The sequence below is a fragment of the Paracoccus stylophorae genome, assembly GCF_028553765.1.
GTDB lineage: Bacteria > Pseudomonadota > Alphaproteobacteria > Rhodobacterales > Rhodobacteraceae > Paracoccus > Paracoccus stylophorae.
Window position 1 is genome coordinate 3,415,906 of the sequence record NZ_CP067134.1, and the last position, 26,053, is coordinate 3,441,958.

A 26,053-nucleotide genomic window follows, 5' to 3' on the forward strand; every position below is an offset into this window, starting at 1 on the left:
GAAGACGCGGGTGCGTTTTCATGCAACCTGAACGCGAAATCAGGTTTGCGCGGGAATCAGCATGACCGTCTCTGCCTTCGACGTGAACGCGTTCGTCTACAACACGCGGTTGAGCGTTCCGCCGCCGGGCGCGTCGTCCACGGTGACGATGACCAATGTCGATGCGAACATCAACAAGCTGTATTATTCCACGATCTCGGCCAACGCGACGAACGACGCCAATGGCGACGGGCGGTTCAACGTGGGCGAGACGGTGACGCTGACCGATCATGTCGGATCGGCGCAGAACGTGGTGAAATCGGTCACCACCCTGAACGTTCTGGGCAGCGGCAGGTTTACCTGGACCAGTTCCCTTGCACCGGGATTCGGCGGGACGGCGGATGTGCTGGTCACGTCGGACGGGTCGAAAACCTATCTTGTCTTCGTGAACGGCGACCAGCGCTCGCATTACGACAACAACCACGATCGGACGGGGGCCAGCGGACCGCGCATCGGGGAGTTGATCAACAGTAGCACGCTGACATGGCGCGCGGTCGGCTATGAACCCGGCGAAGGTCCACTGTGTTTCGGGCGCGGCACGCTGATCGACACGGATCGCGGCGGCGTCGCGATCGAGCTTTTGCGCGTCGGCGACCGGGTTCTGACCCGCGACAACGGTGCGCAGCCGATCCGCTGGATCGGGTCGATGATCCTGACCGCAGGGGCGCTGGCCGCCGATCCCAGGCTGCGGCCCATCAAGATCACGGCGGACAGCCTGGGTGCCGGGCTGCCGGCGCGCGATCTGGTGGTCTCGCCCCAGCATCGGGTCGTCGTCCGTTCGAAGATCGCCAAGCGGATGTTCGACGCGGACGAGGTGTTCGTGCCGGCGGTCAAGCTGACGGCGCTGCCCGGCGTGTTCGTGGATACCGAGTGCGGCGAAGTCGAGTATTTCCACATGCTGTTCGACCGGCACGAAATCGTCACCTCGAACGGGGCGCAGACCGAAAGCCTGCATACCGGCAGGATCGCGCTGCGCAGCCTGTCCACTGCGGCGCGCGACGAAATCTTTGCGATCTTTCCCGAACTGGCAGAGACCGGGCAGGTCCGCGCGCTGGCCCGTCCGGTGCCCAAGGGGCGCGAAATCGGCGCATTGCTGCACCGCCACGTGAAGAACGCAAAGCCGTTGCAAGCGGCAGGCTGAGGGCGCGGCACACGGGCGGGCGCATCAAGCACCCATGCCCTCACGCGCTGTCAGGTCGTGAACAGATCCGCGTATTCCGCGCGCAGGGCGGCTTTTTGCACCTTGCCCATGGTGTTGCGCGGCAATTCGTCGATCACGATCACCTTCTTGGGCTGCTTGAACCGCGCCAGCCGGTCGGACAGGCCCGCCATGATCTGCTGCGGGTCGGGCGGGGTGGTGCGGTCGCGGGCGATCACCGCGACCACGCCTTCGCCGAAATCGGGATGCGGCACGCCGATCACGGCGCTTTCCAGAACGCCCGGCATCTCGTCGATCAGCAACTCGACCTCTTTGGGATAGATGTTGAACCCGCCCGAGATGATCAGATCCTTGCCGCGCCCGACGATCACGACATAGCCGTCCGGGTCGATCATGCCCAGATCGCCGGTCTTGAACCAGCCATCCGCGCCCAGCTCCTCGGCGGTCTTTTCGGGCATCCGCCAATACCCCTGGAAGACGTTGTCGCCGCGCACCTCGATCAGGCCGATTTCGCCCTGCGGCAGTTCGGCCCCGTCCTCGCCGGTGATCTTCAGTTCGACCCCCGGCAGCGGAAAGCCCACGGTACCCGCCCGCCTTTCCCCGTCATACGGGTTCGAGGTGTTCATGTTGGTTTCCGTCATGCCATAGCGTTCCAGGATGCGGTGCCCGGTGCGATCCTCGAACGCGCGATGCGTCTCGGCCAGCAGGGGCGCGCTGCCCGAGGTGAACAGCCGCATGTCGCGGACCAGATCGCCGGTGAAATCGTCGCGATCCAGCAGCCTTGTGTAGAAGGTCGGCACCCCCATCATCGCGGTCGCGCGCGGCAGCAGGCGGATCACCGTGTCGGCGTCGAATTTCGGCAGCCAGATCATCGCGCCGCCGGTCAGCATCGACACGTTCGAGGCGACGAACAGCCCGTGGGTGTGAAAGATCGGCAGCGCGTGCAGCAGCACGTCTTGGGCGGTAAAGCGCCACGCATCGGCCAGCGTGCGGGCGTTCGACAGCAGATTGTCATGGCTCAGCATCGCGCCCTTGGACCGGCCGGTGGTGCCCGATGTGTAAAGAATGGCGGCAAGATCGGCGCCGCCGCGCGCCACCGGATCGTGGCGTTCCGGACAGGCGGCGGCGGCGTCGCTCAGGCTGCCACGGCCATCCGCGTCCAGCGTCATCAGCCGGCCCTCGGGCGGCATGAAATCGTCGCGCCGCGCCTGCCGGGACGGGTCGCAGACCACCAAGGCCGGTTCGGCGTCGCCGACGAAATAGCCGATCTCGGCGGCTGTATAGGCGGTGTTCAGCGGCAGGAACACCGCGCCCGCGCGCACCGCCGCCAGATACAGCGCCAGCGCCTGCGGCGATTTCTCGACCTGCACGGCCACGCGGTCGCCCGGCTGCACGCCGGTTTGCGTCAGCATGTTCGCCATCTGCCCCGACAGGCGATAGATGTCGTCATAGGACAGGGCTGCGCCATTTTGCAGGATCAGGAAATCGCGATCCTCGCCCTTGCGCGGGCCCATCAGCGCGTCGAACAGCGTGTTGGTCATGTCGTCTTGTCCGTTTTCGTCTTCCTGCCGGCGGCCGTCGCCTCGGCCTCGGCCTTGCGCGCGGCGTCCTGCAGGCGTTTGGGGGCGGCGATGATGCCGCGTTCGGTGAAATCGTCGTGCTGCGCCTCGATCCGCTGGCGGTCATAGAGGTAGTTGACCATCATCCCAAGGCTTTGCGCCATGCCGCGTTCGGATTTGTCGGCCCCGGCGATGACCCGGTGCGCCTCGGCCCCGTTGCCCAGATGGAACCGGGCGACGGGGTCGCGCGGGCGGCCGCGCGCGTCCTTGGCCAGCAGCAGATAGCGGGCGGTCTGCGCCGACAGCGGGCCGGGCTGCGGATCGTCCAGAAGCGCCGCGATCTCGGCCTCGCCTGCGGCGGCGCGTTCCTGCAACCAGTTTCGCAGGCCGGGAATGGGCGACAGCGTCACGAATGTCGTCAGGCCGGGCAGTTCGCGCGACAGTTCGGCGACCACGTTCTTGATCAGAAGATTACCGAAGCTGATCCCGGCCAGCCCCGCCTGACAGTTCGAGATGGAATAGAACACCGCCGTATCCGCCGATTGCGGCGCCAGCGGCGCACGGCGTTCGTCGATCAGCGCCTGCACCGAATCGGGCAGGCCGCGGGTCAGCGCCACCTCGACGAAGATCAGCGGATCGTCGGGCATGGCCGGGTGCATATAGGCATAGCAGCGCCGATCCTCGGGCAGGACGCGGCGTTGCAGATCGCGGAAATCGCGGATCTCGTGCACGGCTTCGTATTCGATCAGCTTTTCCAGCAGAAAGGCCGGGCTGTGCCAGTCGATGCGCAGCAGTTTCAGGAACCCGCGATTGAACCACGAGCGCAGCAGATGGCGGAAATCGGCATCGACGCGGGCAAAGGCGCGGTCGCGCCCGGTCAGGCGCAGCAGGTCGGCGCGCATGGCGACCAGCCGCGCGGTTCCGCCCGGCGCCATGTTCAGCCGGCGCAGCAATTCCTGGCGCGGCGGCTCGGCCAGCCGCGTCAGGGCTTCCAGATCGGCGGGGTCCTTGCGGTCCAGCCATGTCTTCACCGCCTTGGTCAGCGCCGCGTGATCGGGGTCGAACCCGTCGCGCAGCCCGGCGAAGAAGATGCGCTTGCCGTCGTCGTCCAGCGCCGCATAGGCGGCAAGGATGTCGGCCGCGACCGCCATGCCGCGGGTTTCCGATTGCAGGACCGGCAGACGCTGCGCCGCCTCGATCAGCGCCTCGGGCGTCAGGCGGGGCGCGCCCTTGCCCCGCCGCCAGCCGGAACTGACGACAAGGCTGCTGAGCCGGTCGTAAAGCTGGGCGGTCAGGGTCACAGCGCCGGCCCCATCACCATTTCGGGCAAAAACAGCGCGATCTGGGGAAAGATCGCCAGCAGGATCATGCCCACCACCATCATGCCCACGAAGGGCAGCGACCCGAACAGGATGTCGCGCAACGAGATCTGCGGCGCGATGCTGTTGATGACATACAGGTTCAGCCCGACCGGCGGGGTGATCAGGCCGATTTCCATGTTGATCGTCAGGATGACCGCGAACCAGTAGGGATCGAACCCCGCCGAATCCAGGATCGGCATCAGGATCGGCGCCGACATCAGGATGATCGCGACCGGCGGCAGAAAGAAGCCCGCGACCAGCAGGAAGATGTTGATGATGATCAGCAGCACCCACCGGTTGACCTCGAGATCGGCGATGGCGCCCGCGACGGTCTGGGTGATGAACAGCGAGGACAAGGCAAAGGCGAACAGTTCCGCCGCGCCGATGATCAGCATGATCATCACCGCCTCGCGGATCGTGTCGCGGAAGATCGCGACCATGGGGCCCGCCTTCCACATGCGATAGATGATCGCGACCAGCAAAATGCAGATCAGCGCGCCGGTTCCCGCCGCCTCGGACGGGGTGGCGACGCCGCCGTAGAGGACGAACAGGATCGCCGCCACGATCAGCAGGAACGGCAGCACGCGCGGCAGGTTCTCAAGCCGTTCGGCCAGCGAAAAGCGGCGCGTGACATCGCCCAGGGCGATGCCCTTGCGCCAGCAATCGAACAGCGCCCAGGCCATGAACAGGACGGTCAGCATCAGCCCCGGCAGCAGCCCGGCCAGAAACAGCCGCCCGATCGAGGTTTCGGTCGAGATGCCATAGACGATCATCGTGACCGAGGGCGGGATCAGGATGCCCAACGTGCCGCCCGCCGCGATCGAGCCTGCGGCAAGGCTGTCGGGATAGCCGCGCTTGGTCATTTCGGGGATGCCCATCTTGCCGATGGCGGCGCAGGTCGCGGGGCTGCTGCCCGACAGCGCGGCAAACAGCCCGCAGGCGCCGATATTCGACATCACCATCCCGCCCGGCACCCGGTACAGCCAGCGGTCCAGCGCCTCGTAAAGATCCTTGCCGGCGGGGCTGCTGGCCACCGCCGCGCCCATCAGGATGAACATCGGCACCGACACCATGCCGAAATTGGCCAGACCGGCGAAGAAGGTTTCCGACAGCCCGCCGATGGCGGTGAAGCCCTCCGACAGGACCAGCGCCGCCACCGCGACGAAGCCCAGGGCAAAGGCGATCGGCGTGCCGGCGCCCAGCAGGACCAGCATCGCGACCAGAACGGCCAGACCCGCAGCCGAGGGCGACATCACGCCCCCCTTTCGGGCAGACCGCCGGTCATCGCCACCACTGTCTGCGCGATCAGTTGCAGGCCCATCAGCCCCATCGCGAAGGGCACCGGCCAGAACGGAATCCACAGCGGCAGCGCCCAGATCGTGTCGGTGGTCCAGCCGTTCGACGCGGCCTCATAGAGAAAGCCGAAGCCCGACCACGCCAGCGCGCCGACAAAGCAAAGCGACGCCAGACCCGAGATCAGCGCAAGGATGCGGCGCAGCCCCGGCCCCGACGCCTCGACCAGCAGATCGACGCCGACATGGCCGCCCAAGGCCAGCACATAGGGGCTGCCCAGCATCATCGCGGCGGTGGTGGCATAGATCACGAATTCGGTCTGCCACACGGTCGAGGCCCCCAACACATAGCGCGAGAACACCATCTGCGTGACCACCACCGTCGCCGCCGCCAGCAGGACCATGGCGAACACGCCGCTGACGCGGGCCAGCCCGTCAAGAAGGCGCAGAACCGCCCTCATGCCCGCAGCCTGCCCGGCGCGGCCGGGATCGCAGGCCCGATCACTCGACCGCCAGCGCCTGGTCGATCAGGTCCTGCCCGCCTTCGACCTCGTCCGAGAAATGCTTGTAGGAAGTGTCCCGGGCGATGGCCAGCCAGGCGTCGAAATCCTCGGGCGTCATGGTCGCGACCTCGACCCCGGCCTTTTCGAACGTCTCGATCATGGTGGTGTCCAGCCCCGCGGCCTGTTCCGAAAACCACTGCTCGGCCCGCTGGCCCGCATCCATCAGCGCCTGTTGCTGTTCGGGGTTGAGCCGGTCGAAGACCTTTTTCGAGATCAGAACCGGTTCGTACATGAACCACAGCGCGTTTTCACCCGGCGCGGTCAGGCATGTCGCCTGTTCGAACAGGCGATAGCTGACCATCGACCCCGACGAGGTGTTGGCCGCGTCCAGAACGCCGGTCTGCATGCCGGTATAGATCTCGGACGACGGCATCGACGAGATCGAGGCCCCGGCACCGACCAGCATCTGTTCGAAGGCCGGACCCGCCGCCCGCGTCACCTGACCCGCGATCGTGTCGGGCGCGGTGATGCAGTTCTTCTTGCTGACAAAGCCGCCCGACAGCCACGCATCCGACAGGACCAGCGCGCCGTTATCCTCGATCAGCTTGTGGATCGATTCCATGAAGGGCGAATCGTTCAGCCGCGCGGCGCGTTCGTGGTTGCGCACCAGTCCCGGCATCAGGGTCACGCTGAATTGCGGCACCCGTCCGGCGGCATAGTCCAGCGGAAAGGACGACATGTCCAACTGCCCGCTGGTCAGCGCGCCCCATTGTTCCTTGGCCTTGTACAGCGATTCCCCCGGATAGACGCGGATTTCCAGATCGACGTCGGCATCGGCCACGTCCTTGGCGATCATCTGCACCATCTCGTCGCGCGCATCGCCCTTGCCGCCCGGAAACTGGTGGCTGGCCTTCAGCACCTCGGCGCCTGCGACCATCGGCATGGCGGTGGCAAGGGCCAGAACGGCACCCGTTGTCTTGAACATCATCTTTCCTCCCGCGGCGCGTCGTGGCGCCCATGTTGTGCCGCGACGCGCGCGGCCGCAATCTCTCCCACGGCCGAGTTTGACTCGACTTCTGTGTATACACAAGCGATAATTATGCACACAGCAGCAGGGGGTGAGGATGGCCAGCGCCGCCGACGAGATCAGCGAAATGCTGGAAACCGAGATCGTCGAAGGCGTCCTGCCCCCCGGCACGCGGCTGGAGGAACCTGCGCTGGCGGAACGGTTCGGCGTCTCGCGCACGCCGGTGCGCGAGGCGTTGCAGCGGCTGTCGGCCTCGGGTCTGGTCGAGCTGAAGCCGCGTCGCGGCACGCAGGTCCTGAACCCGTCGATCGGGCGCATCGTCGAGATGTTCGAGGTGATGGCCGAGCTGGAGGCCGTCTGTGCCCGCCTGTGCGCACGGCGGGGCGGGCCGGCGCTGTTTTCGAATCTGCGGCTGTGGATGGATCGCTGCGCGGCGGCGGCGCGCGCGGGCGATGCGTCGGCCTATTACGCGGCGAACAAGGGGTTTCACAGCGCCATCTATGCCGGGTCGCAGAACCTGTTTCTGGCCGAACAGGCCGAGTTGCTGCATCTGCGGCTGACACCGTTCCGGCGACAGCAGCTGCGCCTGCCGCGCCGCATGACGCAATCGCTGGCCGAACATGCGCGGATCGTCACGGCCATCGAGGATGGCGACGCCGCCGCCGCCGAGGAGGCGCAGCGCGCCCATATCCTGATCCAGGGCGAGCGTTTCACCGATTTCCTTGCCCTGCACGGCGGCGCGCGGGTCTGATCGCGGCGGGGGCCGCGGCCTTACGCGACGATGGATTGCGGCAGCATCCACACGCCCCGGTCGGGCGCGCGGTTGATCCGCAGATCGCAGCCATAGGCGCGCGACAGGTTGTCGTCGGTCATCACCGCCTCGGGCCGGCCCTGCGCCACGACCCGCCCGCCCTGCATCAGCGCGACGCGGTCGGCAAACATCGCCGTCAGGTTCAGATCGTGCATCACCGCGACGACGCCGCCGCCCGCCGCCGCGTAATCCGCCGCGATCCGCATGACGGTCAGCTGATGGGCGATGTCGAGGCTGCTGACAGGCTCGTCCAGGAACAGCCAGCGCGGGCCGTCGGGCGTGACCGGCTGCCAGACCTGCACCAGCGCGCGGGCCAGTTGCACCCGCTGCTGTTCGCCGCCAGACATCTGCTGATACAGCTGTCCCCCGCGTCCCGGCAGCCCGACCCGCGCCAGCGCGGCCGAGATCAGGGCGGCGCGGGCGGGGCCGATGACGGGGCGGGTCGACAGGCCGATGCCCACGATTTCGGACGCGGTGAAGGGAAAGGACAGCGTGCTGTGCTGGGGCAGGTCTCGCAGCGCGGCCAGATCGTGCGGCAGGCGGGTGGCGATGTCGGTGCCGTTCAGCGTGATCCGCCCGGATCGCGGGGCCACATCGCCGGTCAGCGCGCGCAGCAGCGTGGTCTTGCCCGAGCCGTTCGGCCCGATGATCGCCGTGACCCGGCCGGCCTGCGCGACCAGTCCCGCGCCGTGCAGGATCTGTCTGCGGCCCAGCCACAGATCCAGCGATTGCGCAACCAGGCTCATCCGTCCAGCGTCCGGCGGTTCGACAGCAGCACCCACATGAAGAACGGCCCGCCGACCATGGCGGTCACGATGCCGATGGGCAGTTCCGCCGGCGCGACGACGCTGCGGCTGATCATGTCCGCCCCGATCAGCACCGTGGCCCCCAGCAGCGCCGCGTTGACCAGCAGCCAGCGGTGATCGGGACCGGCGATCAGGCGCAGAAGATGCGGCACGACGATGCCGACAAAGCCGATCCCGCCCGACACGGCGACCGAGGCCCCGGTCGCGCCCGCCACCGACAGGATGGCGATGGTCTTGGTCCGCTGCACGTCGATGCCGACATGGGCGGCCGCCGCCTCGCCCAGGGCCAGCCCGTTCAGGCCGCGCGCCAGGAACGGCGCGGCGGCAAGCCCGGCCAGGATCAGCGGCGCGGCGGCGGCCAGCTTGGGCCAGCTGCTGCCGGCCAGCGAGCCGAGACCCCAGAAGGTCAGATCGCGCAGCTGGTCGTCATCGGCCCGAAACACGATCAGCCCCGACAGCGCCCCGATCATCGCGGCCAGCGCGATCCCCGCCAGCAGCATGGTGGCGATGGATGTCTGGCCCTGCCGCGTGGCGACGGCGTAAAGCGCCAGCATCGACACCCAGCCGCCAGCGAAGGCGGCCAGCGGAACCAGATGCCAGCCCGCCGCGGCGGCCATCGCGGGCGGCAGCAGCCCGCCCAGCACGATGGCCGCGATCGCGCCCAGACCCGCACCGGCGCTGACGCCCAGCAGGCCGGGATCGGCCAACGGGTTGCGGAACAACCCCTGCATCACCGCGCCCGACACGGCCAGCGACGCGCCGACCAACATCCCGGTCAACAGCCGCGGCAGGCGGATCTGCATCACCACCACCCGGTCGGCGGGCTCGACCCCCGCGCCCGCCGCCAGATCGCGCAGCACGGCCCAGGCGGGGGTGCCCGCCGCGCCGTGATCCAGCGCCAGCGCCGCCACGATCAGCAGACCCAGACCCAGCACGATCGCCAGCGCCCGGCCCCGGTGGCTGCGGTCGCCTGCCGGCACGGCGTGGCCCGCGTCAACCGTGACCATCCGCCGCCCCGTCATTCGCCGGCCTATCACTCGCTGCCCCGTCATCCGCCGGCCCATAGATCGCCTCGTGCAGGTCGCGGGCCGCCTGCCCGGTGCGCGGGCCGAAGCCCAGCAGATACAGCCCGTCCATGCGGATCACCCGGCCGTCCCGCGCGGCGGGCGTCGGTTGCAGGGCGGGCATCGCCAGCAATTCGTCGTCCGGCGCGCCGTGACTGGCCGTCGCCTCGCCGCGATCCATCATCAGGATCGCCTCGGGCGCGGCGGCAAGGATCGCCTCGTCGGTGACGGGCTTGTAGCCGTCGAACGCGTCGATGGCGTTCGTCGCGCCGGCAAGGCGGATCATCGCATCGGCCTCGGTCCCGCGCCCCGACGCCATGATGCGCCCGCCCTGCACCGACAGGATGAACATGACGCGGGCGGGGGTCTGTCCCTGCGTCGCCTCGGCCGCCGCCGCAAGATCGGCGCGCAGGCTGGCCACCGGACCCGCCGCCGCCTGCGGCACGCCCAGCGCATCGGCCACCGCCTCGATCCGGGCGGCCAGCGCGTCGGCATCGGTGCCGCCGGGAATCGTCTCGAACGGGATGCCCGCGTCGCGCAAAATCTCGACGACCTCGGGCGGGCCGGCATCCTCTTCGGCAAGGATCAGGTCGGGCCGGGTCGACAGCACGCCTTCGGCCGACAGGGCGCGCATATAGCCGACATCGGGCAACTGCATCACCGAGGGCGGATGGCTGGACGTCGTGTCGCGCGCGATCAGCCGGTCCTGCTGGCCCAGCGCATGCACGATCTCGGTCACCGCGCCGCCGATGGACAGAACGCGGCTGGCATCGGGGTGCGGATCGGCCTGGGCGGCGGCCGCCGTCAACAGCAGCGCGGGCAGCAGATGCCGGATCATGCGTCCCCCGCATCCGGCAGCGACCCGACCAGATCGGCCCAGGCATCGGCATCGCCGCCCTTTTCGGGACGCATGCCGAAACACTGGAAGATCAGTTCGCCATCGGCATCGAACGCCTCGACCGACAGGGCCGCGCCGCGGCGCGTGGGCTTGTCCACGGCCCAGATCTCGGACAGGTGGTCGCTGCGCAGATGCAGGTTGAACCGCTCGTCCAGCACGTTGAGCCACGGACCCATCGGCCGCAGGTTTGCAAGCCGCCCGGAATGGATCTCGATGCAGCCCCGATTGCCGACAAACAGCATCACCTGCATCTCGCGGTCGCGCACCGTCTGGAACATGGTCGGCACCGAGGACACCGCCAGTTGCCGCACGAAGGGCGCGCCCGCCGCGCGATAGGCGCCCAGCCGGTTCATCTTCAGCCGCCGGACCAGCGTGTTGAACTGGTGGGTGTCGGTCATGCGCCCCCATTCCTCGCGCAGCGTGTCCACCCGATCCTCGGCGATCCGTGCGCCTTCGGGCGCGGGGCGCGGGGCATAGTCGGACAGGCTTTCCTGATCGGGCAGCGCCAGATCGGCGGTCAGCGCGGCGAACGCCGCAAGGTTAGATCCCTCGCGCAGATGCACCTTGTGCACGGCGACGCCCGAGGCGTCGAACACCTGGATCGACCGGCGGCCGTCAATGTCCACGGCAAAGCCGTGCACCCAGTGGCGCGGGAACATCCGCATGTCGATCTCCGGGTCCAGCGTCATCGCCGCATGGGTGCCGTCGTGAAATTCGCTATAGCGGCCGATCTTTTCGATTACGCAGGACCTGTTGCGGGTCAGGGCCATGACCTCGCCCAGCGTCTCGATGGCGGGAAACAGCCGCGACAGGGTGGCGTCGATCCTTGTGGCACCGTGGCCAAGCTCGGCCTCGATCAGCGCCGCTTCGGGCAGGCCCAGTTGGTCGGCAAGTTCGACGGGGCGGACGGTCGCGCCACGTTTCAGCTCGCGCAGCCGGGCCGGGGTCAGGTCGTTCATGATAAGCCTCTGTTCAGCGGGGATTGGCATCTGGCGAGAGGCTGGACGCGATACTTGACGAAAATACTCAATTCACTTAGCGACCGCAAGACGCCAGCACGGGCCAGCCAGAAAATCAGGACCACACACTGAATGGGGACGCACCGTGCGAACGAAATTGACATTGATTGGATTGATGCTGGGCGGCACCACGCTGCCGGCCTTGGCGCAGGAGACGGCGATCCAGCTGGACCCGATCGTCCTGCGCGCCGGGGTCGAGAAGGTGGCATCGCAAGTGCCGCAATCGATCAGCGTGGTCGATTCCGAGGAGCTGGAGACGCTGCAACCCGGCACCATCGGCGAGGCGTTGCAGACCGTGCCGGGCGTCGCCGGCGTCGGATCGTCCAGCTTTTTCGGCCAGGGCTTCAACATCCGCGGATTCGGATCGTCGGGCACGGCCGCCTCGGAATCGGGGGTGGTGCAGCTGATCGACGGCGAAGAGAAATATTATGAAAGCTATCGCCAGGGATCGCTGTTCGTCGAACCCGAATTCCTGAAGCGGGTCGAGGTGTTGCGCGGACCCAGCGCCGCGACGCTTTACGGATCGGGCGCGCTTGGCGGCGTGATCGCGATGGAAACCATCGACGCCGGCGATCTGATCGCGCCGGGCCGGACCAGCGGCGGCCGGGTCAAGCTGGGCTATGCCTCGAACCCGGACACGGCGGTGGCCAGCGTCATGTGGGGCTGGCAGCCCGCCGACGATCTGGACCTGCTGGCGGCCTTCGCCTATCGCAGCCTGGGCGAGACGACGGACAGCGACGACAACGTAATCGTGCGGTCGAACGCGGACACGCCGAACCTGTTGCTGAAGGCGCGCAAAAGCTTTGGCGATCAGTATGTCGAACTGTCCTATCAGCATCTGGAAGCCCAGGGCGACGAACAGGATTTCAACCAGCTTGAAGGTGCGCAGGTCGGACTGTTTCCGGGCTTTCCAGGCTGGGGCGTCGGCGACATCCTGACCCGCGATCAGGTCGCACGCGCCGAATGGGGCTGGAACCCGGCCGATAACCGCTATGTCGATGCGACGGTCAGCCTGTCATTCACCAACACGCTGAAGGATGTGCGTCAGGGCGACGACCCGGCCGAACCGATCCTGCCCACCTTGCTGGGCCGGCGCGATTACGAATTGTGGCGCCTGAAGGCGCAGAACACCGCCGATCTGTCGGGCGCGGGCTACAGCCATTACCTGACCGTCGGGGCCGAGACGTTCCGGCAGGACCGCAGCAGCACCACCCCGTCCTCGTCCCACCCCGAGGCGCTGACCCGGTCGGGCGCCGTCTTTGCCTGGTCGGAGCTGGAATGGGACCGCTGGACGGTCAATTCGGGCCTGCGCTACGAACGCCAGCGGACCGAGCCGGGCGGCAGCGTCGCCATCTCGGACCAGCGCGTCGATGCGGAATCGGTCGAGCCGCAGATCGGGGCGCTGTATCGCCTGACCGACAGCTGGTCGGCCTTCGGGTCGGTGGCCTTCGTCAACCGGATGCCTACGGTGGACGAGCTTTACGACGGGTTTGGCGGCGGCGCGGCCTCGACCGGGCTTGAGGACGAACAGGGCAAGAATATCGAGATCGGGCTGTCCTACAGCGCGCAGGGCGTGCTGCGCGACGACGACCAGGTCGCGATGAAGCTGACGCTGTTCCGCAACCATATCGACGACATGATCGTGCGCACCAACCGTCCTGCGCCCAGCCCCAGCTATACCAATATCGAACGCGCCTATCTGCGCGGGGGCGAGTTGGAGGCCAGCTATCTGACCGGCGACTGGCAATTCGGCGCGGCGGTATCGGTGGTAGACGGAGAGGATCAGGACGGCGCGATCCTGGACACGCTGCCCAACGACCGCGTCGTCCTGTCGGCGGCATGGCAGGCGACGCCGTCATGGAAGCTGGGCGTTCGCAGCATCCTGGCCGCCGGCCGCGACAAGCCCGACGGCGATCGCCGCGCGGGCTTTGGCGTCCATGACGTCTTTGCCAGCTGGACGCCGCAACAGGGCGCGCTGGAGGGAATCGAGGTCCAGCTGGGCGTCGATAACGTCACCAATCGCGACTATGTGCCGGCCACCTACCTGGCCGGCCCCGCGCCCGGCCGCAACGTCAAGCTGTCGCTGTCGCGGCGCTTCTGACCCGGCAACGCCCGTCTGCCCGCTGCGGCAGGCGGGCAGCGCGTCCCCGCCGGGTCAGTCCTGACCGAACAGGTCGCGGGTATAGACCTTGTCCTGCACGCCCTGCAGATCCGGGCTGAGGCGGTTGGCGATGATCACGTCGGCTTGCGAGCGGAACGCATCCAGATCGCGCAGCACCGGCGACTGATAGAAGCTGTCTTCCGCCATGGCGGGTTCATAGATGACGATGTCGATGCCCTTGGCCTTCAGCCGCTTCATGATGCCCTGCACGGCGCTTTGGCGGAAATTGTCCGACCCGGCCTTCATCACCAGCCGATAGATCCCGACGGTGCGGGGCTGGCGCGCAAGGATGTCCTCGGCGATGACGTCCTTGCGGGTGCGGTTCGCATCGACGATGGCGGCGATCAGGTTCTGCGGCACGTTCCGGTAATTCGCCAGCAACTGCTTGCTGTCCTTGGGAAGGCAATAGCCGCCATAGCCGAAAGACGGGTTGTTGTAGTGGTTGCCCACCCGCGGGTCCAGACACACCCCCTCGATCACCTGCCGGCTGTCCAGGCCATGGCTCATCGCATAGCTGTCCAGCTCGTTGAAATAGGCGACGCGCATGGCCAGGAACGTGTTCGCGAACAGCTTGATCGCCTCGGCCTCGGTCGGCCCGGTCAACAGCACGGGCACGTCGCGATCCAGCGCCGCCGCCGCCAGAAGATCGGCGAATTCGCGCCCGCGCGGGCTGTTTTCGCCGACCACGATCCGCGAGGGATGCAGATTGTCGAAAAGCGCCCGCCCCTCGCGCAGGAATTCGGGGCTGAAGATGACCTGGTTCGTGCCCAGCCGCTGCGAGACATCCAGCGTGAAGCCCACCGGCACCGTCGATTTGACCACGATGACCGCATCCGGCGCGTGTTTCATCACATCCCCGATCACCGTCTCGACGCTGGACGTGTCGAAATAGTTGGTCGTCGGGTCGTAATTGGTGGGGGTGGCGACGATGACGAAATCCGCGCCGGCATACGCCTGGGCCGGATCGGTCGTCGCGGTCAGGTCCAGCGTCTCCTCGGCCAGATAACGGCTGAGTTCGGCATCCTGGATCGGGCACTGACGGGCGTTCAGCATCTCGATCCGCTTTGCGTCGATATCGACGGCCCGCACCCGATTGTGCCGGGCCAGCAGCACGGCATTGGAAAGCCCGACATAGCCGATCCCGGCCACGGCAATTTGTCTTGAATCCATTTTCAGCAAGTCCTGTCTTCGCGACCGTCACGCCAGCCGCTGTCCAAGGTCAGTCGGAAAAGCACCGATGCGCCGCACGACGCGCCAAATGCAGTAAAAAAGGGGAAGGGATCGATCCGAGCGGTGATCCTCAGCGACGGCGGCGCAGGACGCGCCCCACGACACGGACAGGAGCAGAGACGCGCCACGAGGTGCTGACCCGCACCTCCTCGATATAGGCCTCGCACTCTTTCAGCCTTTGCGTGAGAACGGCGATTTCACCGAAACGCGCCTTCACCGCCGCCTGCAACTCGTCGCGCCGCTGAACCAGCCTGCCCTGTTCCGCCACCAGCGCCGCAATCCGCGCATCGCGTTCGCCATTCGCTTGGCTGGCCTTTTCCAGAGCCGCCTGCTGCGCCGCGATCTTGCCCGCGTCCTCGGCAGCCCGCTTCTTGTCGCGTGCCTTCTGCTCGTCCAGCCGGCGCGTCAGATCGGCCAGTTCCTTTTCCTTCTCGGCCAACGCAGCATTCGCGGCCTTCTTCTGCCGAGCCGCTTCGCGGTCATGATCCTGAACCAGCCGATCCCTTTCGGCCGCCATAGCGGCGATGCGGTCGTCGCGCTCCTTCACCGCGCTGGTGAGGTCGGCCAGTTCTTCCTGTTTCTTCGCCAGCGCGGCATCTGCCGACTGTTTCCGATCCGCAAATTCGCGCTCCTGATCCTCCAGCCGGCGCGTCAGCGCCGCGATCTCGGTAAAGCGGATGTCCATGTCCGCCTGCAACCTGTCCCGCTCTTGCACCAGCCGGTCGCTTTCCGTCGCGAGCGAGGCGATGCGAGCGTCGCGCGTGCCCATAGCCTCACTGATCTCGGCCAGTCGCGCCTCTTGGGCCGCGATCCTGTCCGCGTCCTCGGCAGCCCGCTTGTCCTCGCGCGCCTGCTGGTCGTCCAGCTTGCGGGCCAGATCGGCCAGGTCCTTTTCCTTCTCGGCCAGCGCAGCATCTGCCGCCTGCTTCTGCCTTGCCGCTTCGTCGTCGCGATCCTGAAGCTTGCGCGCAAGATCGGCGTTTTCCTCGCCGCGCGACGTCAGGTTCGCCTGCAGGCTGTCACGCTCTTGCACCAGCGCGCCGTTTTCACTGGCCAGGGCGGCAAGGCGGGTGTCGCGATCTGCAAGTGCCTGACGGATTTCGTTCAGGCGCGCCTCAAGCTCGGCGGTGCGGCTGGCATCCTCGGCGCGGCGGCGGTCGTCTTCGGCCTTCTGTTCCGTCGCGGCGTGGGTCAGCTGGTCGGTCTTTTCCGTCTGGCGGGCCAGCGCGGCTTCCGCCGCCTCTTTCGCGGCGCGAGCCTGTTGCAGGTCGCACTCAAGCGATGCGATCCGCTCCTCATGCTCGGCCCGCTGCGCGTGCTCCTGCTGGGCCAGGGCGGTTTCAAGCCGCTCTTGTTCGTCGTGCAACCGCGCCTGAAGCGTCGCGACCATCTTGTGGCGCGTGTCGTACGCGGCCTCCAACTCGGCCAGGCGTTTTTGCAGCGTCTCGACCTCGGCCTCGGCCTTGCGGGTTGCGGCCGTGGCGGTTTTGCTGCGCTGCGATGCGTCCCGCGCGGTCAGTTCCTTGCCGTAATAGGCACCCAGACGGCGGAACATGTTCTGCACGTTGCGATACCCGGGCGACCGGCGCGAGGCGCGGGCCAGATGCTGCAACCTGTCATTGACCTTGTCGCCGACCAGCAGCATCAGCAACCCGCCGCCGTGGTCGAATTCGAAATGCGGATGCGCCTGCCGCAGCGCCGCCAGACGCTTGCGGGTGTCCTTCTTGCCCGAACCCTGGCGGACGTCGCGCAAAAGTATCACGCCCTGTTCGGACAGGCGCGACATCCATTTACGCTCGACCGTGTCCAGAACCTCTTCGCTCAGCGCCTCGCCCACGTTCAGCAGATCGACCGAAGCCTCGCTGAACTGCTCGGCCGCGCCCGACAGCGTGTCGTTGTGCAGAAACGAGATTTCCTCGTAATTCTCGAACCCGTAATCGGTCAAAGCCTCCGGGACGCCGTCGCCGTCCTTGTCACCGGACCATTGGCCGAAACCGTGGCAGGCCGTGTCCAGCCCCAGCTTGTCGGCGGTCTGGCAGGTGGCGAAATGGGCCACGCCGCTGTCGACACCGGTGGTGACGGCAAGCTGGGGCTGCAATTCCGACATCAACCAGAAGAGGAAGGGCAGATGTTCGGCAAAGCCCGATTGCTGCAAGAACCGCACTTTCCAGAAAAGTTCGCGGTTGGGCAGCGACAGGGCGTTTTCGCCCGTGACATTGGAAGAATTTTCCGTTTGACCGATGGCGCGGGAAAAGGTCATGGCTCTGAAATCCTGATCGGCTGGTCGTGACGGACGCGAACGCATCTGGCGAACGGACCTTGATCGCGACAGCTTGTATCCGGCGATGAAACGGCATTGCAAACCAAATCTCAACGTCTAGTTGCGTTTCTGCGACACCGCCTGCGGTTGAGGCGGCGCCGCCGATTCCGGTCGTGCTATGACACAATCCGCTGCAAGCGCAAGACTGGACACCGCGTCACGCCTCGGCGATACAGCGACGCGAATGGGCAAGGGATGACCGTGACGCAGGAACGGAGCGAAGGGTCCGACATGGCCAACAACCTCTTTCTGGGGCCGGACGCGCAGGGGCGGTTTCTTCTGACGCGCCTGAAGGCGTTCGAGGGGCGGGGCGCGATCCAAAGCGGCAGCACGCCGGTCATCGAGGGTGTCCATTTCTCGGTCGATCCCCAGGCCGAGGTGGCGGGCAGGTTCGACAGCCGGCCGGGTTGCATCATCTCGTTCAGCATCAAGCCGCGCCGCGCGACCGAACCGCGCTGGCAGGCGCTGCATCTGGCGTTGGGGCCGCTGGACCTGTCAGGGGCCGGTGTGGTCGGCGTGGTCGTCCGCAGCCGCGCAAAGCAGGCCGTGACCACCCGCATCTGTCTGCGGTCGGGCCGGTCGGACAGTTTCGTCGATCATTTCCTGGGCAAGACGCTTGTGTCCCATGCGCAGGACAGCACCCATCTTGACGCCATCGACCTGACCACCGCCATGGATCTGCCCCGCCGCGCGGACTGGCGCGATCTGATCCTGTTCCTGCGCACCTCTGCGGTCGAGCTTGAGGTGCTGGACCTGCGCTTTTTCGTCGTATGACGGTGCCGAAAGACGCGCCGCAACGCGACGGACAGGAGCCGACCAAGGCGGGCTTCGGGACGCTGGCCATCGTCATTCCGGTCTGGAACCTGCCGCAGGATCTGGGCGCGCTGCTGGATCAGGTGGCCGATCTGGGTGTCTTCGAGCAGGTGATCGTGGTGGACGACGCGTCCGATCCGCCCTGCGATCCCGCCGCACTGGGTTACGACGCGGCGCGTCTGAACGCCGATCTGGTCGCGCTGCGCCCGGGCGTCCGCGGCGGTGCCGGTCATGCGCGCAATCTGGGTCTGGCCAGCGTCACCGCGGATCATGTGCTGTTCTTCGATGCCGATGACCGGCTTTCGGCCGATTTCACGCGGATCTGGCGACTGCATCGCGACCATCCGCAGGGGGCGCCGGATTTCACCATCTTCCGTCACCACGACACGCGGGTCGACGGCGGCGGGTCCTTTCCCACCGAAGAGGCGATCTGGACCGACGCCCTGGGCTGCGCGCCGCATGCCATGCTGGATCGCGACGCGCAGCTGAAACTGGCCATGATCAGCGCCTATCCGTGGAACAAGATCTACCGGACCGATTTCCTGCGCCGCCACGACATCGCCTGTTCGGAAAGCCCGGTGCACAACGACATCCGCCTGCACTGGCTTGGCTTCGCCCATGCACGGCGGGTTCAGGCGGTGCGGGCGGCTGGCGCGACGCATGTGGTCGGGCACCGCGATCATCATCTGACGACGCGCAACGGCGAAGAACGGCTGTGCCTGTTCCCGATCCTGTCCGAACTTCTGCCCGCCCTGCGCGCGGCGCGGGCCGAGCCGCGGCTGATGCAGAACTTCCTGCGCTTTGCCGACAATATCTGCCGCTGGAACCTGAACCTGATCGAGCCGTCGCTGATCCCCCGCTTTCGCGACCTGACCAAGGCCATCTATCTGCAATTCACGCCCGACGAATTCGCCCTGTTCGCCATGGATCACCCCGATCAGGCCGAACACATGATCCGCTTCCTGATGCAGGAGAGCGTCTGAATGACCGTCAGCTTCATCGTCACCAGCCATAACGTCGCGCCCTACATCGCCCGATGTCTGGACAGCGTGGCGGCGGTCGCGCAAGCGGGCGACCAGCTGGTGCTGGTCGATGACGGCTCCGACGACGACACCGTCCGCATCGTGCAGGACAGGCTGGCGCGCGGCATCGTGGCGCCGGGGGTCGGGGTGACGCCGGTGTTTCTGGGCGCGAACACCATCGGCGGCGTGGGCATCGGCGCGAATATCGGCATGGATCACGCGGACCGGGACACGATCTTCTTCGTGGACGGCGACGACTGGATCGACGGGGCCGGATTCCGCCGTGCGCGGGCGCAATGGCAGGCCGCCGGCGACGATATCGCGCTGACCAACTATCTCGAATTCGACATGGCCACGCAGACCGCGCGTCACCCGGCCGATTTCGACCTGTGGGCGCGGCTGGAACCCGCGCGCGACCTGACCGAACGGCGATTGCAGGCCTTGCCGTTCATCGCGGTGCCGTGGCGCAAATTCTATCGCCGCGACTTCCTGCGCCGCCACGCCCTGCGTTTCCCCGAGGGCGATTTCTTTTTCGAGGACAACCCGTTTCACTGGCAGGTCTGCCTTGCCGCCGAACGGATCGGGTTCATCGACGTCATCACCAGCCATCACCGCGTGAACCGGCCGCAGCAGACCATGGCCTCGACCGGGACCGAACTGGTGGCCTTCTTCACCCATTTCGACACCATCCTGCACATGCTGCCGCGCAGGGATCGTCGCTTTCGGCGGGCGGCGGGGGAATGGCTGCTGACGAACATGGCCTGGCATGTGCGGCGTCTGGCGCGGGCGGCCCATTACCCCTATGCGCGCGCCGCCGCGCAGGCGCTGGCGCGGATCGACGACAAAACCTGGGCGCAGATCGGCACCAGCTTCGGCACCGCGCCGGTCTGGCCGGTGGCGCAGCGTCTGCGGCAGGGCGATGTCTGGGAACAGGTGGATGCCTGGGACCGCGCCCTGCTGCACGACGAGCTGGCGGCGCTGCGCGACCGGCTGACGCGGCTGGAAACCGACAGCGGCGACACACGCGACCGGGTCCGCGCGCTGGCCCTGACCCGCAGCTTCGAAGCGTTGCAGCGCGCCGCGCCTCGCTGAGCGTGGCTGTCGCCGCGGCTGGCCCGTGTCAGGCCGGCTGACGCCGGTAATCGGTCCGCTTGCCCGAAAACGTCGCCTGCGAGAACAGCCCGATCATCAGCGTCAGATCCGCCTTGTCCACCGCATCGGGCGACAGGTGAAAGACGGCCATCCGCCCGACCGTCTCGGTGGGCCGGGCAAAGCGTTCGACGACGTGGTATTTGGGCCGGTCCACGTAATCGTCGAACAGGACCGTCACCGGCCGCGTGATCCGCAGGCAGGCGGTGGCAAGACAGGCGGCGCGGAACCGGCCGTCGATCAGGATGACATCGGGGTGGCGGAAGAAGGGCTGATCCCAGATGGACAGCGGATAAAGGTGAAACCGCTCTCGCCCGCTGATGTCCCTGGGCCGGCCCCATGCCCCGGTCGGGCCGATATCCACATGCCACACGATCGCGGGCGAGGGCAGCGCGGCCGCGTCGATCTCGTTCTGCAGACCGATCGCCCAGTCCCGATCGCTTTCGACGCTGAGCACGTATTTGCCCGCCATCTCGGCCGCCAACCGGGTCGACCCGCCCGAGCCGTATTCCAGGATGACCCGTCCGTTTTCGTAATGCTGACGCACGTAGGCGGCTTCGGCCTTGGGGAAGGTGAGGGTGTGTGCCACAGCTATACCTTCTTGCTGCAACGCCGACAAAACTGCTTGAACACGCTATCCCCTAGTCATCGCTGGAAAGTGCGGCGTGAAGTCGCTGCGCTGAAATACCGGGAAAACGGTCCTTCAGAAGATCCTGCATCTCGGTAACGCCCAGCTTACGCACGTCCTCCTTTTTCACATGCTTCGCGAATGCATCTCTCGCAATCTGGCTATCGGAGTCACCATAAACAGACCTGATCCAGTAAGGCCTGCCATCGTCAATTGAATGCACATCATTCTTCCTAATCCGGAAGTGATTCCCCGCAGAAAAGATAGTTTTTCCGTCCCACTGCAGTGTAAATCTTGCTAAACCGATCCCGATCATTGGATAAAGAGCTTTGCCGACACGAAACTCCTTCTGCTTGGCCATAACATAGATTCCTCTCGGACATGTGAGAAATTCCCTATCAGGTGAATCTAAAGCTGTCTCACTTATCCGTTGGATGAAGTCATGGGAAAGAGCATCGTCGTCATCAAGACGAAAGGTGACTAGTGGAGTATTTCGGAGCGCGACCTCTGACACAGCCGTAACAGCGGCTTCAGGCACTGTACATTCAGCGCCAAATTTTTGTACGTGGAGATAAGATCTGCTTTCCGCAATAGCCTCTAATCTTGATAAGTATTTACTCGGCATACGGTCAGAGGTCATTAACACTACTTTAAAATCACCTGCTGTTTGCTTATCGAGGCTTGGAAGCACGACAGACTCGAATAAAGAAAATCTCCTATCCAACCGAATATCAGCAAAAAGATCATTCTCTAAGTTTGTCTTACCCGACGCCCGAGCAAGCTCCCAGAACTGACCTGCATTTCGCGTTAACAGACTAAACCTAATAAGTCCCAGGACCTGTAGCGGCTTTACGTGAGATCGCTTCTTCGGCCCATTCGCCGGTGCGGCTGGCATCTCTCGATTAGGCGTCTCGGTAGTTGAGGAAGGCGAATCCTGCTCTAACGTGCGCGGCGTATGTTGAATAGCCGCTGCAATTTCTTTTTCTTCGATTGATAACGGCGCCTCGTCTTGTCGCACGATGCCAAATTGATAAGAAAGTTCGCGCCGGCGCGGACCACGGTCCCAGCCCTTGATGTCGATGATGTTGTGCCAATCATCGCTCGAAAGGTCGATATGGTGCAGTTCGTCGGCATGTTGGGTGTGCAGCGCGTCGCGCACCATAGGGCTGATCGGATGCCATGTGGCATTCTTTCCGAAATAATGGCCGATATTCTCGGCACAATCCGCCAGCCTGTAGCGCACCACACCCTCTGCGGTATAATCGCTCATCGGAGGTTGATTGACGATCACCTTGATCTGTTTCGCGTCCACGTTTGGAATGTAACGCTGGCGATGCTGCAGTACCGAAGCATCGGGAAAGATAAGAACAGTCGAGCTAATATCTTCACCGTAAGCAGGGACCGAAACCGCTTCCCCATCGACCTCCGCGCGAAGATCGTCGGACAGACGGTTTGAACCTTCTTCATTCGGGCTTGTGTAATCCGGCACCTCAACGATGCCGATTTTGCGGCCGTCAGCTTTAAGTTTCCTGATTTCCGCAACAGTCTCCTCGACCATCGGTGCCCCTTCCCGGAAATCGCCTGCGAAGATCACATCGAATCTGCGATCTTTCAACGCGTTCTTCCGGTCAGACCGCATCATCGCAGGTGCCGGAAACGGCCGTGCGTCAGGATCATTATCGTATTTCAGCGATTGCGCGTTCTTGTGATGAAAACGCTGCGCATCGAAATATTCCTTTCGCGCACCGAAATAGAACCCGTTCATTCCCAGAAACTCATCGGCGATAGCAGAGGAGTCGGAATCACGCTGGAAGGAAAGCGGACCGGTGACCAGCCGACGAACCGAATTATGGCCGAATATCTTCTCGATCCTGCGGATGAATTCGCTGTCGGCGGCAAAGCGGACGGTGTCCCAATATCCCAGAGCCTCGCGAACCGGCGCACGGCGCCACAGGAAGGACGATACGTTGAGGATAAGGAACGACCCGCGCCCGGTCCAGCGCGTGAAGCTCAGATCCCCCCGGCACCGAGCCTGTTCGGACGTGCACCCCATCACCTCGGGATGCTGTTCCATGAACCGCACCTGCGTCTCGATCTTCAGCGGGTGCGACCAGTCGTCGGCGTCGTGGATGGTCACGAACTCTCCGGTCGCCTCGTCCAGCCCGCGGTTGCGCGCGACATAGGCGCCGCCGTTCTGCTGCATCCGGATCAGGCGGATGCGCGGGTCCCGGGCTGCGAAGCGTTGCGTCACCTCGGCCGTGCCGGGGCTGGGCGAGCAGTCGTCGATCACGATGATCTCGAGGTTCTTCCAGGTCTGTTCCTGCAGGGACCGCAGGGCCGTCGGCAGCATCCCGGCCGCCTCGTAGGCGGCGATCAGCACCGTCACTTTCGGGCCGTCCGCGACCGCAGGCAAGGGCTGGGCCGCGGTCAGGCGGTCGTAAAGCGGCAGGTCGGGATCGTCCAGCAGGCGCACCGGCGGAATGTCATAGTGGCGCAGCACCTGGTTGATGCAGACAAGGCGCAATCCCGGCGTGGTCTGGAAATTCGTCCAGGCCAGCGTGACATCCGGCGTCACCTCTCCGGACAGGGCGGCGCGGTCATAGGCGGCGTGCCCCTGTTCGGTCTGGCCAAGGAAATGGTGGCACAGCAGTTCGGCCACCGTCAGCCGGCTGCGGAAATCCATGTCCGGCGCAGTCTTGCGCGCCGTGGCGATATGGGTCAGCGCGATGCGGTAATCGGCATCGGTCTTCTGCCGCATGTGCCACAGCGCCAGTTCCCGCGCCGCCATCGCGCGGGCGGAGGGATCGTCGCTGCGGCGCATGATCTCATCCAGCTCGGCCAGCGGCTGATCGGTGAAGCCCAGGCTCAGCAGCTTGGTCCGGATCGCCTCGATCCGCGCCCTGGCCGCGCGCGAGGCGTCCGCATCGGCGGGCCGGCGGGCATATCCCTTCTGCTCGCCCAGCAGGGCATAGTGCAGCAGCGGGTTCATGCCCGCCTCGGCGACGTCGGGATAGGTCTGAAGATAGAACCGGGTGTCGAAATTCTTGCCGGGGTTGCGCCCCATCGCGGCGCCGTATTTCAGGTAATGCTCGGCCGGGTCCATCCCCAGCTGGGCCACATCGGGGTATTGCTGCCGATACCAGTTGCTGTGCACCTGCTTCGAACGCTTAAGGGCGGAAATGGGCTTTACATGCGCATCCATGACACATGGCTCCGTAACTTGTGCCTGGGCAACATCGCCTGACAACAACCTTGAGATGTGGGGCTGGCCCCGGCGTCGGTTCGCAATTCCGGCGGCAAGTGTCAAGACGCGGCGGACGCGCGCTGATCCGTGTGATTTCGGGGGGCGGCTTTCACGACGGCCGATTGCCAGCCTCACCGGCCGGGCGTCGGATGCGCGGGCGCGTGGCGGCTCTCCGCCCCGCTGCCCTATCGCTCGGACGAGAAATGCGTTTTCAGATAGGTCAGGATCAGGTCCCTGGTTTCGTCATCCGGCTCGAACATGCCCTGATCCTCGACCATCCAGTCCCAGACATAGTCCCACCGCTCATCGGTCAGGCGTTGCTGGCGGATGATCGCGGTCGAATGGCAGGCGATGCACTGGTAATAGGTTTCCTCGGCGCCCGGACCCTTGGGCAGGTTGCCCAGCTCGGGGTCCAGCTCGGCCGCAGGGGCGTCCGGCGTCGGGGCGGCGCCGGCGGGGGCCAGCGGGTTGGGGGCCGCGCGCATCGGATCATAGTCCTGCTGCGCGGTCGCGGCCGTTGCCGCACACAGGACGGATGCACAGACGGCAGCACGCAGAATCAACGACGTCTTGGTCATGGGGGCTTCTTTCGGCTGATGCGCGAAACCGGGCGCGTGACCCGGTTCCGGTGCAGGGATCAGGTCGCAATCAGGGCGATGCGATGCTGCATGTTGTTGCCATAGCCGCGCGGGTTCCAGCCCGGAACGACGGGGGGCTGGGACACGCCGTTCATGTCGGTCGCGCGGGCCCAGACCTCGTAATATCCCGCCTCGGGCAGGGTGACGTCGGCGCGGAACCGTTGCCAGGCGAACTTGTTCTTCGGCGGGTCCAGCTGCGCGGGGATCCATGTCTGGCCGAAATCGATCGAGACATCGACCGAGGCGACATCCCCATTGCCCGACCAGGCGTGTCCGCGCACCTCGCTGGCCTGGCCGGCGGGGGTTTCGCTGCCGGTCTGCGGAAAGGTGATCAGGGATTTGACCGGCATCTCGGTCATGATCTCCATATCCTCCTCGGGCACCTCGGTGCCGGGGGCCACCGGATAGGCCGGCAGGCGATAGGAATAGCCGGTCATCTTGGCGCCGTCATGCACCTGATCGCGCACCCAGATCCGGGTCAGGAATTTCTGCGAGACCGAGCCGGGATAACCCGGATTGATGACGCGCAGCGGGAAGCCGTGCACCGCCGGGATCGGCTCGCCGTTCATTTCCCAGGCGATCATTCCGCCCTCGGCCAAGGCCTTCTCGATCGGCACCCCGCGCGAGATGGCGTCCTTGTCGGGGTCGAACGACAGATGCGGGTCGTTGCTGTAATGGGCGGTATAGACGGCGCTGTCCTTGATGCCCGCTTCATTCAGCACGTCGGCCAGGCGCACGCCGGTCCAGTCCGCGCAGCCGACTGCGCCGGTCGTCCACTGGTTGCCCGACGCGCCGGGCACGAAATAGGCGCGCCCGTTGCCGCCGCATTCGATGACCAGACGCATGGTGACGACCTCGAATTTCTCTTTCAGATCGTCAAGGGTCAGTTCCAGCGGCGTCTCGACCTCGCCGTCGATGGTCAGGGTCCAGCCCTCGGCGTTCATCTCCAGCGCGGTATCCGGGACATGGCCGTTGTTGCGCACGAAGAAATGTTCGTAGGGCGTCACCTCGTCGTCCAGCAGATGGGCGGGCGTTTCGGCGTTGATGGGATTGTCGCCCAGCAGGATCAGGCCGGACTTGCCGGACATGATGTCTTCCTCGCTCATGCCCTGGGCCACCGCCATCAGGTTGCCCTCGAACGGGATCTTCATGCCGACATAGGCGCCCAGCGCCGTCAGCCCGGTGGTCTTCATGAACGACCGCCGCGACGGTGCGTCGGCGGTGGCGGTGGCGGTTTCGGCCGCGGCGTCCCCGGAAATGCGTTTGGTCATGGTTCGGCTACCTCCCCTAGCTTGCCGTTCAGCCTAGCC

Annotated in this window: 21 protein-coding genes; 6 read left to right on the forward strand and 15 right to left on the reverse strand. The window is 65.8% G+C overall.

Features of this window, described 5'->3' with window-relative positions:
• The first annotated feature begins 61 nt into the window (after positions 1 to 61).
• Positions 62 to 1,180, forward strand: coding sequence for a Hint domain-containing protein (locus tag JHW45_RS16955; protein ID WP_272858755.1), 1,119 nt, complete (start codon positions 62 to 64; stop codon positions 1,178 to 1,180).
• Between the two features lie 50 nt (positions 1,181 to 1,230).
• On the opposite strand, the gene JHW45_RS16960 is transcribed toward JHW45_RS16955, so the two are convergent.
• Genes JHW45_RS16960 through dctP form a run of 5 tightly spaced genes read right to left on the reverse strand, consistent with a single transcriptional unit; the run spans position 1,231 to position 6,898 of the window.
• Positions 1,231 to 2,739, reverse strand: coding sequence for a malonate--CoA ligase (locus tag JHW45_RS16960; protein WP_272858756.1), 1,509 nt, complete (start codon positions 2,737 to 2,739; stop codon positions 1,231 to 1,233).
• On the reverse strand, positions 2,736 to 4,058 hold the full coding sequence (locus tag JHW45_RS16965; RefSeq protein WP_272858757.1) for a malonyl-CoA decarboxylase: 1,323 nt from the start codon (positions 4,056 to 4,058) through the stop codon (positions 2,736 to 2,738). The genes JHW45_RS16960 and JHW45_RS16965 overlap by 4 nt, the downstream gene beginning before the upstream one ends.
• On the reverse strand, positions 4,055 to 5,371 hold the full coding sequence (locus tag JHW45_RS16970) for a TRAP transporter large permease (RefSeq protein ID WP_272858758.1): 1,317 nt from the start codon (positions 5,369 to 5,371) through the stop codon (positions 4,055 to 4,057). The genes JHW45_RS16965 and JHW45_RS16970 overlap by 4 nt, the downstream gene beginning before the upstream one ends.
• Positions 5,371 to 5,871, reverse strand: coding sequence for a TRAP transporter small permease (locus JHW45_RS16975; protein WP_272858759.1), 501 nt, complete (start codon positions 5,869 to 5,871; stop codon positions 5,371 to 5,373). The genes JHW45_RS16970 and JHW45_RS16975 overlap by 1 nt, the downstream gene beginning before the upstream one ends.
• A 40-nt stretch (positions 5,872 to 5,911) precedes the next feature.
• Complete coding sequence (gene dctP / locus JHW45_RS16980) at positions 5,912 to 6,898, reverse strand: TRAP transporter substrate-binding protein DctP (protein ID WP_272858760.1); 987 nt, start codon at positions 6,896 to 6,898, stop codon at positions 5,912 to 5,914.
• Between the two features lie 139 nt (positions 6,899 to 7,037).
• Between dctP and JHW45_RS16985 the strand changes: the two genes are divergently transcribed.
• Positions 7,038 to 7,691, forward strand: coding sequence for a GntR family transcriptional regulator (locus tag JHW45_RS16985; RefSeq protein ID WP_272858761.1), 654 nt, complete (start codon positions 7,038 to 7,040; stop codon positions 7,689 to 7,691).
• Positions 7,692 to 7,711: 20 nt separating this feature from the next.
• Here JHW45_RS16985 and JHW45_RS16990 read toward each other — a convergent pair whose 3' ends face one another.
• The 4 genes from JHW45_RS16990 to JHW45_RS17005 are packed head-to-tail and all read right to left on the reverse strand — an operon-like array spanning position 7,712 to position 11,478.
• A complete protein-coding gene (locus tag JHW45_RS16990; RefSeq protein ID WP_272858762.1) occupies positions 7,712 to 8,497 on the reverse strand; it encodes a heme ABC transporter ATP-binding protein in 786 nt (261 codons plus the stop codon).
• A complete protein-coding gene (locus JHW45_RS16995; RefSeq protein ID WP_272858763.1) occupies positions 8,494 to 9,564 on the reverse strand; it encodes a FecCD family ABC transporter permease in 1,071 nt (356 codons plus the stop codon). Before JHW45_RS16995 ends, JHW45_RS16990 begins: the two co-directional genes overlap by 4 nt.
• Positions 9,551 to 10,459: a heme/hemin ABC transporter substrate-binding protein gene (locus JHW45_RS17000; protein ID WP_272858764.1), complete on the reverse strand. Its 909-nt coding sequence runs from the start codon at positions 10,457 to 10,459 to the stop codon at positions 9,551 to 9,553. The genes JHW45_RS16995 and JHW45_RS17000 overlap by 14 nt, the downstream gene beginning before the upstream one ends.
• Positions 10,456 to 11,478: a hemin-degrading factor gene (locus tag JHW45_RS17005; RefSeq protein ID WP_272858765.1), complete on the reverse strand. Its 1,023-nt coding sequence runs from the start codon at positions 11,476 to 11,478 to the stop codon at positions 10,456 to 10,458. The genes JHW45_RS17000 and JHW45_RS17005 overlap by 4 nt, the downstream gene beginning before the upstream one ends.
• Before the next feature lie 175 nt (positions 11,479 to 11,653).
• On the opposite strand from JHW45_RS17005, the gene JHW45_RS17010 reads away from it, so the two are divergent.
• Positions 11,654 to 13,639 (forward strand): TonB-dependent receptor domain-containing protein, encoded by a 1,986-nt coding sequence (locus tag JHW45_RS17010; RefSeq protein ID WP_272858766.1) that lies wholly within the window; start codon positions 11,654 to 11,656, stop codon positions 13,637 to 13,639.
• Positions 13,640 to 13,693: 54 nt separating this feature from the next.
• On the opposite strand, the gene JHW45_RS17015 is transcribed toward JHW45_RS17010, so the two are convergent.
• Both JHW45_RS17015 and JHW45_RS17020 read right to left on the reverse strand, forming a co-directional pair.
• Positions 13,694 to 14,869: a nucleotide sugar dehydrogenase gene (locus tag JHW45_RS17015; protein WP_272858767.1), complete on the reverse strand. Its 1,176-nt coding sequence runs from the start codon at positions 14,867 to 14,869 to the stop codon at positions 13,694 to 13,696.
• Positions 14,870 to 14,999: 130 nt separating this feature from the next.
• Complete coding sequence (locus JHW45_RS17020; RefSeq protein ID WP_272858768.1) at positions 15,000 to 17,189, reverse strand: coiled-coil domain-containing protein; 2,190 nt, start codon at positions 17,187 to 17,189, stop codon at positions 15,000 to 15,002.
• A gap of 255 nt (positions 17,190 to 17,444) precedes the next feature.
• Between JHW45_RS17020 and JHW45_RS17025 the strand changes: the two genes are divergently transcribed.
• From JHW45_RS17025 to JHW45_RS17035, 3 genes are read left to right on the forward strand one after another with little or no spacing between them, the layout of a single operon-like run.
• The gene (locus JHW45_RS17025) at positions 17,445 to 18,023 is read left to right on the forward strand and encodes a hypothetical protein (RefSeq protein WP_272858769.1); all 579 of its coding nucleotides are present in this window, start codon (positions 17,445 to 17,447) and stop codon (positions 18,021 to 18,023) included.
• Positions 18,020 to 19,045 carry a glycosyltransferase family 2 protein gene (locus tag JHW45_RS17030; RefSeq protein ID WP_272858770.1) on the forward strand — a complete coding sequence of 342 codons (1,026 nt, stop codon included), beginning with the start codon at positions 18,020 to 18,022 and terminating at the stop codon, positions 19,043 to 19,045. The genes JHW45_RS17025 and JHW45_RS17030 overlap by 4 nt, the downstream gene beginning before the upstream one ends.
• The gene (locus JHW45_RS17035) at positions 19,046 to 20,176 is read left to right on the forward strand and encodes a glycosyltransferase family 2 protein (protein WP_272858771.1); all 1,131 of its coding nucleotides are present in this window, start codon (positions 19,046 to 19,048) and stop codon (positions 20,174 to 20,176) included. It abuts the gene before it with no gap.
• Positions 20,177 to 20,204: 28 nt separating this feature from the next.
• Here the strand turns inward: JHW45_RS17035 and JHW45_RS17040 are convergent, their stop codons facing one another.
• The 4 genes from JHW45_RS17040 to JHW45_RS17055 all read right to left on the reverse strand — a co-directional run bounded on the left by JHW45_RS17040 (position 20,205) and on the right by JHW45_RS17055 (position 26,014).
• Entirely contained in the window at positions 20,205 to 20,822 is a 618-nt protein-coding gene (locus tag JHW45_RS17040) for a hypothetical protein (protein ID WP_272858772.1), read from the reverse strand.
• 52 nt (positions 20,823 to 20,874) lie between these two features.
• Positions 20,875 to 24,063, reverse strand: a complete 3,189-nt coding sequence (locus JHW45_RS17045; protein ID WP_272858773.1) for a glycosyltransferase — start codon at positions 24,061 to 24,063, stop codon at positions 20,875 to 20,877.
• Between the two features lie 227 nt (positions 24,064 to 24,290).
• Positions 24,291 to 24,683 carry a cytochrome C-552 gene (locus JHW45_RS17050; protein WP_272858774.1) on the reverse strand — a complete coding sequence of 131 codons (393 nt, stop codon included), beginning with the start codon at positions 24,681 to 24,683 and terminating at the stop codon, positions 24,291 to 24,293.
• 59 nt (positions 24,684 to 24,742) lie between these two features.
• Positions 24,743 to 26,014 (reverse strand): sulfite oxidase, encoded by a 1,272-nt coding sequence (locus JHW45_RS17055; RefSeq protein WP_272858775.1) that lies wholly within the window; start codon positions 26,012 to 26,014, stop codon positions 24,743 to 24,745.
• Positions 26,015 to 26,053: the final 39 nt, after the last annotated feature.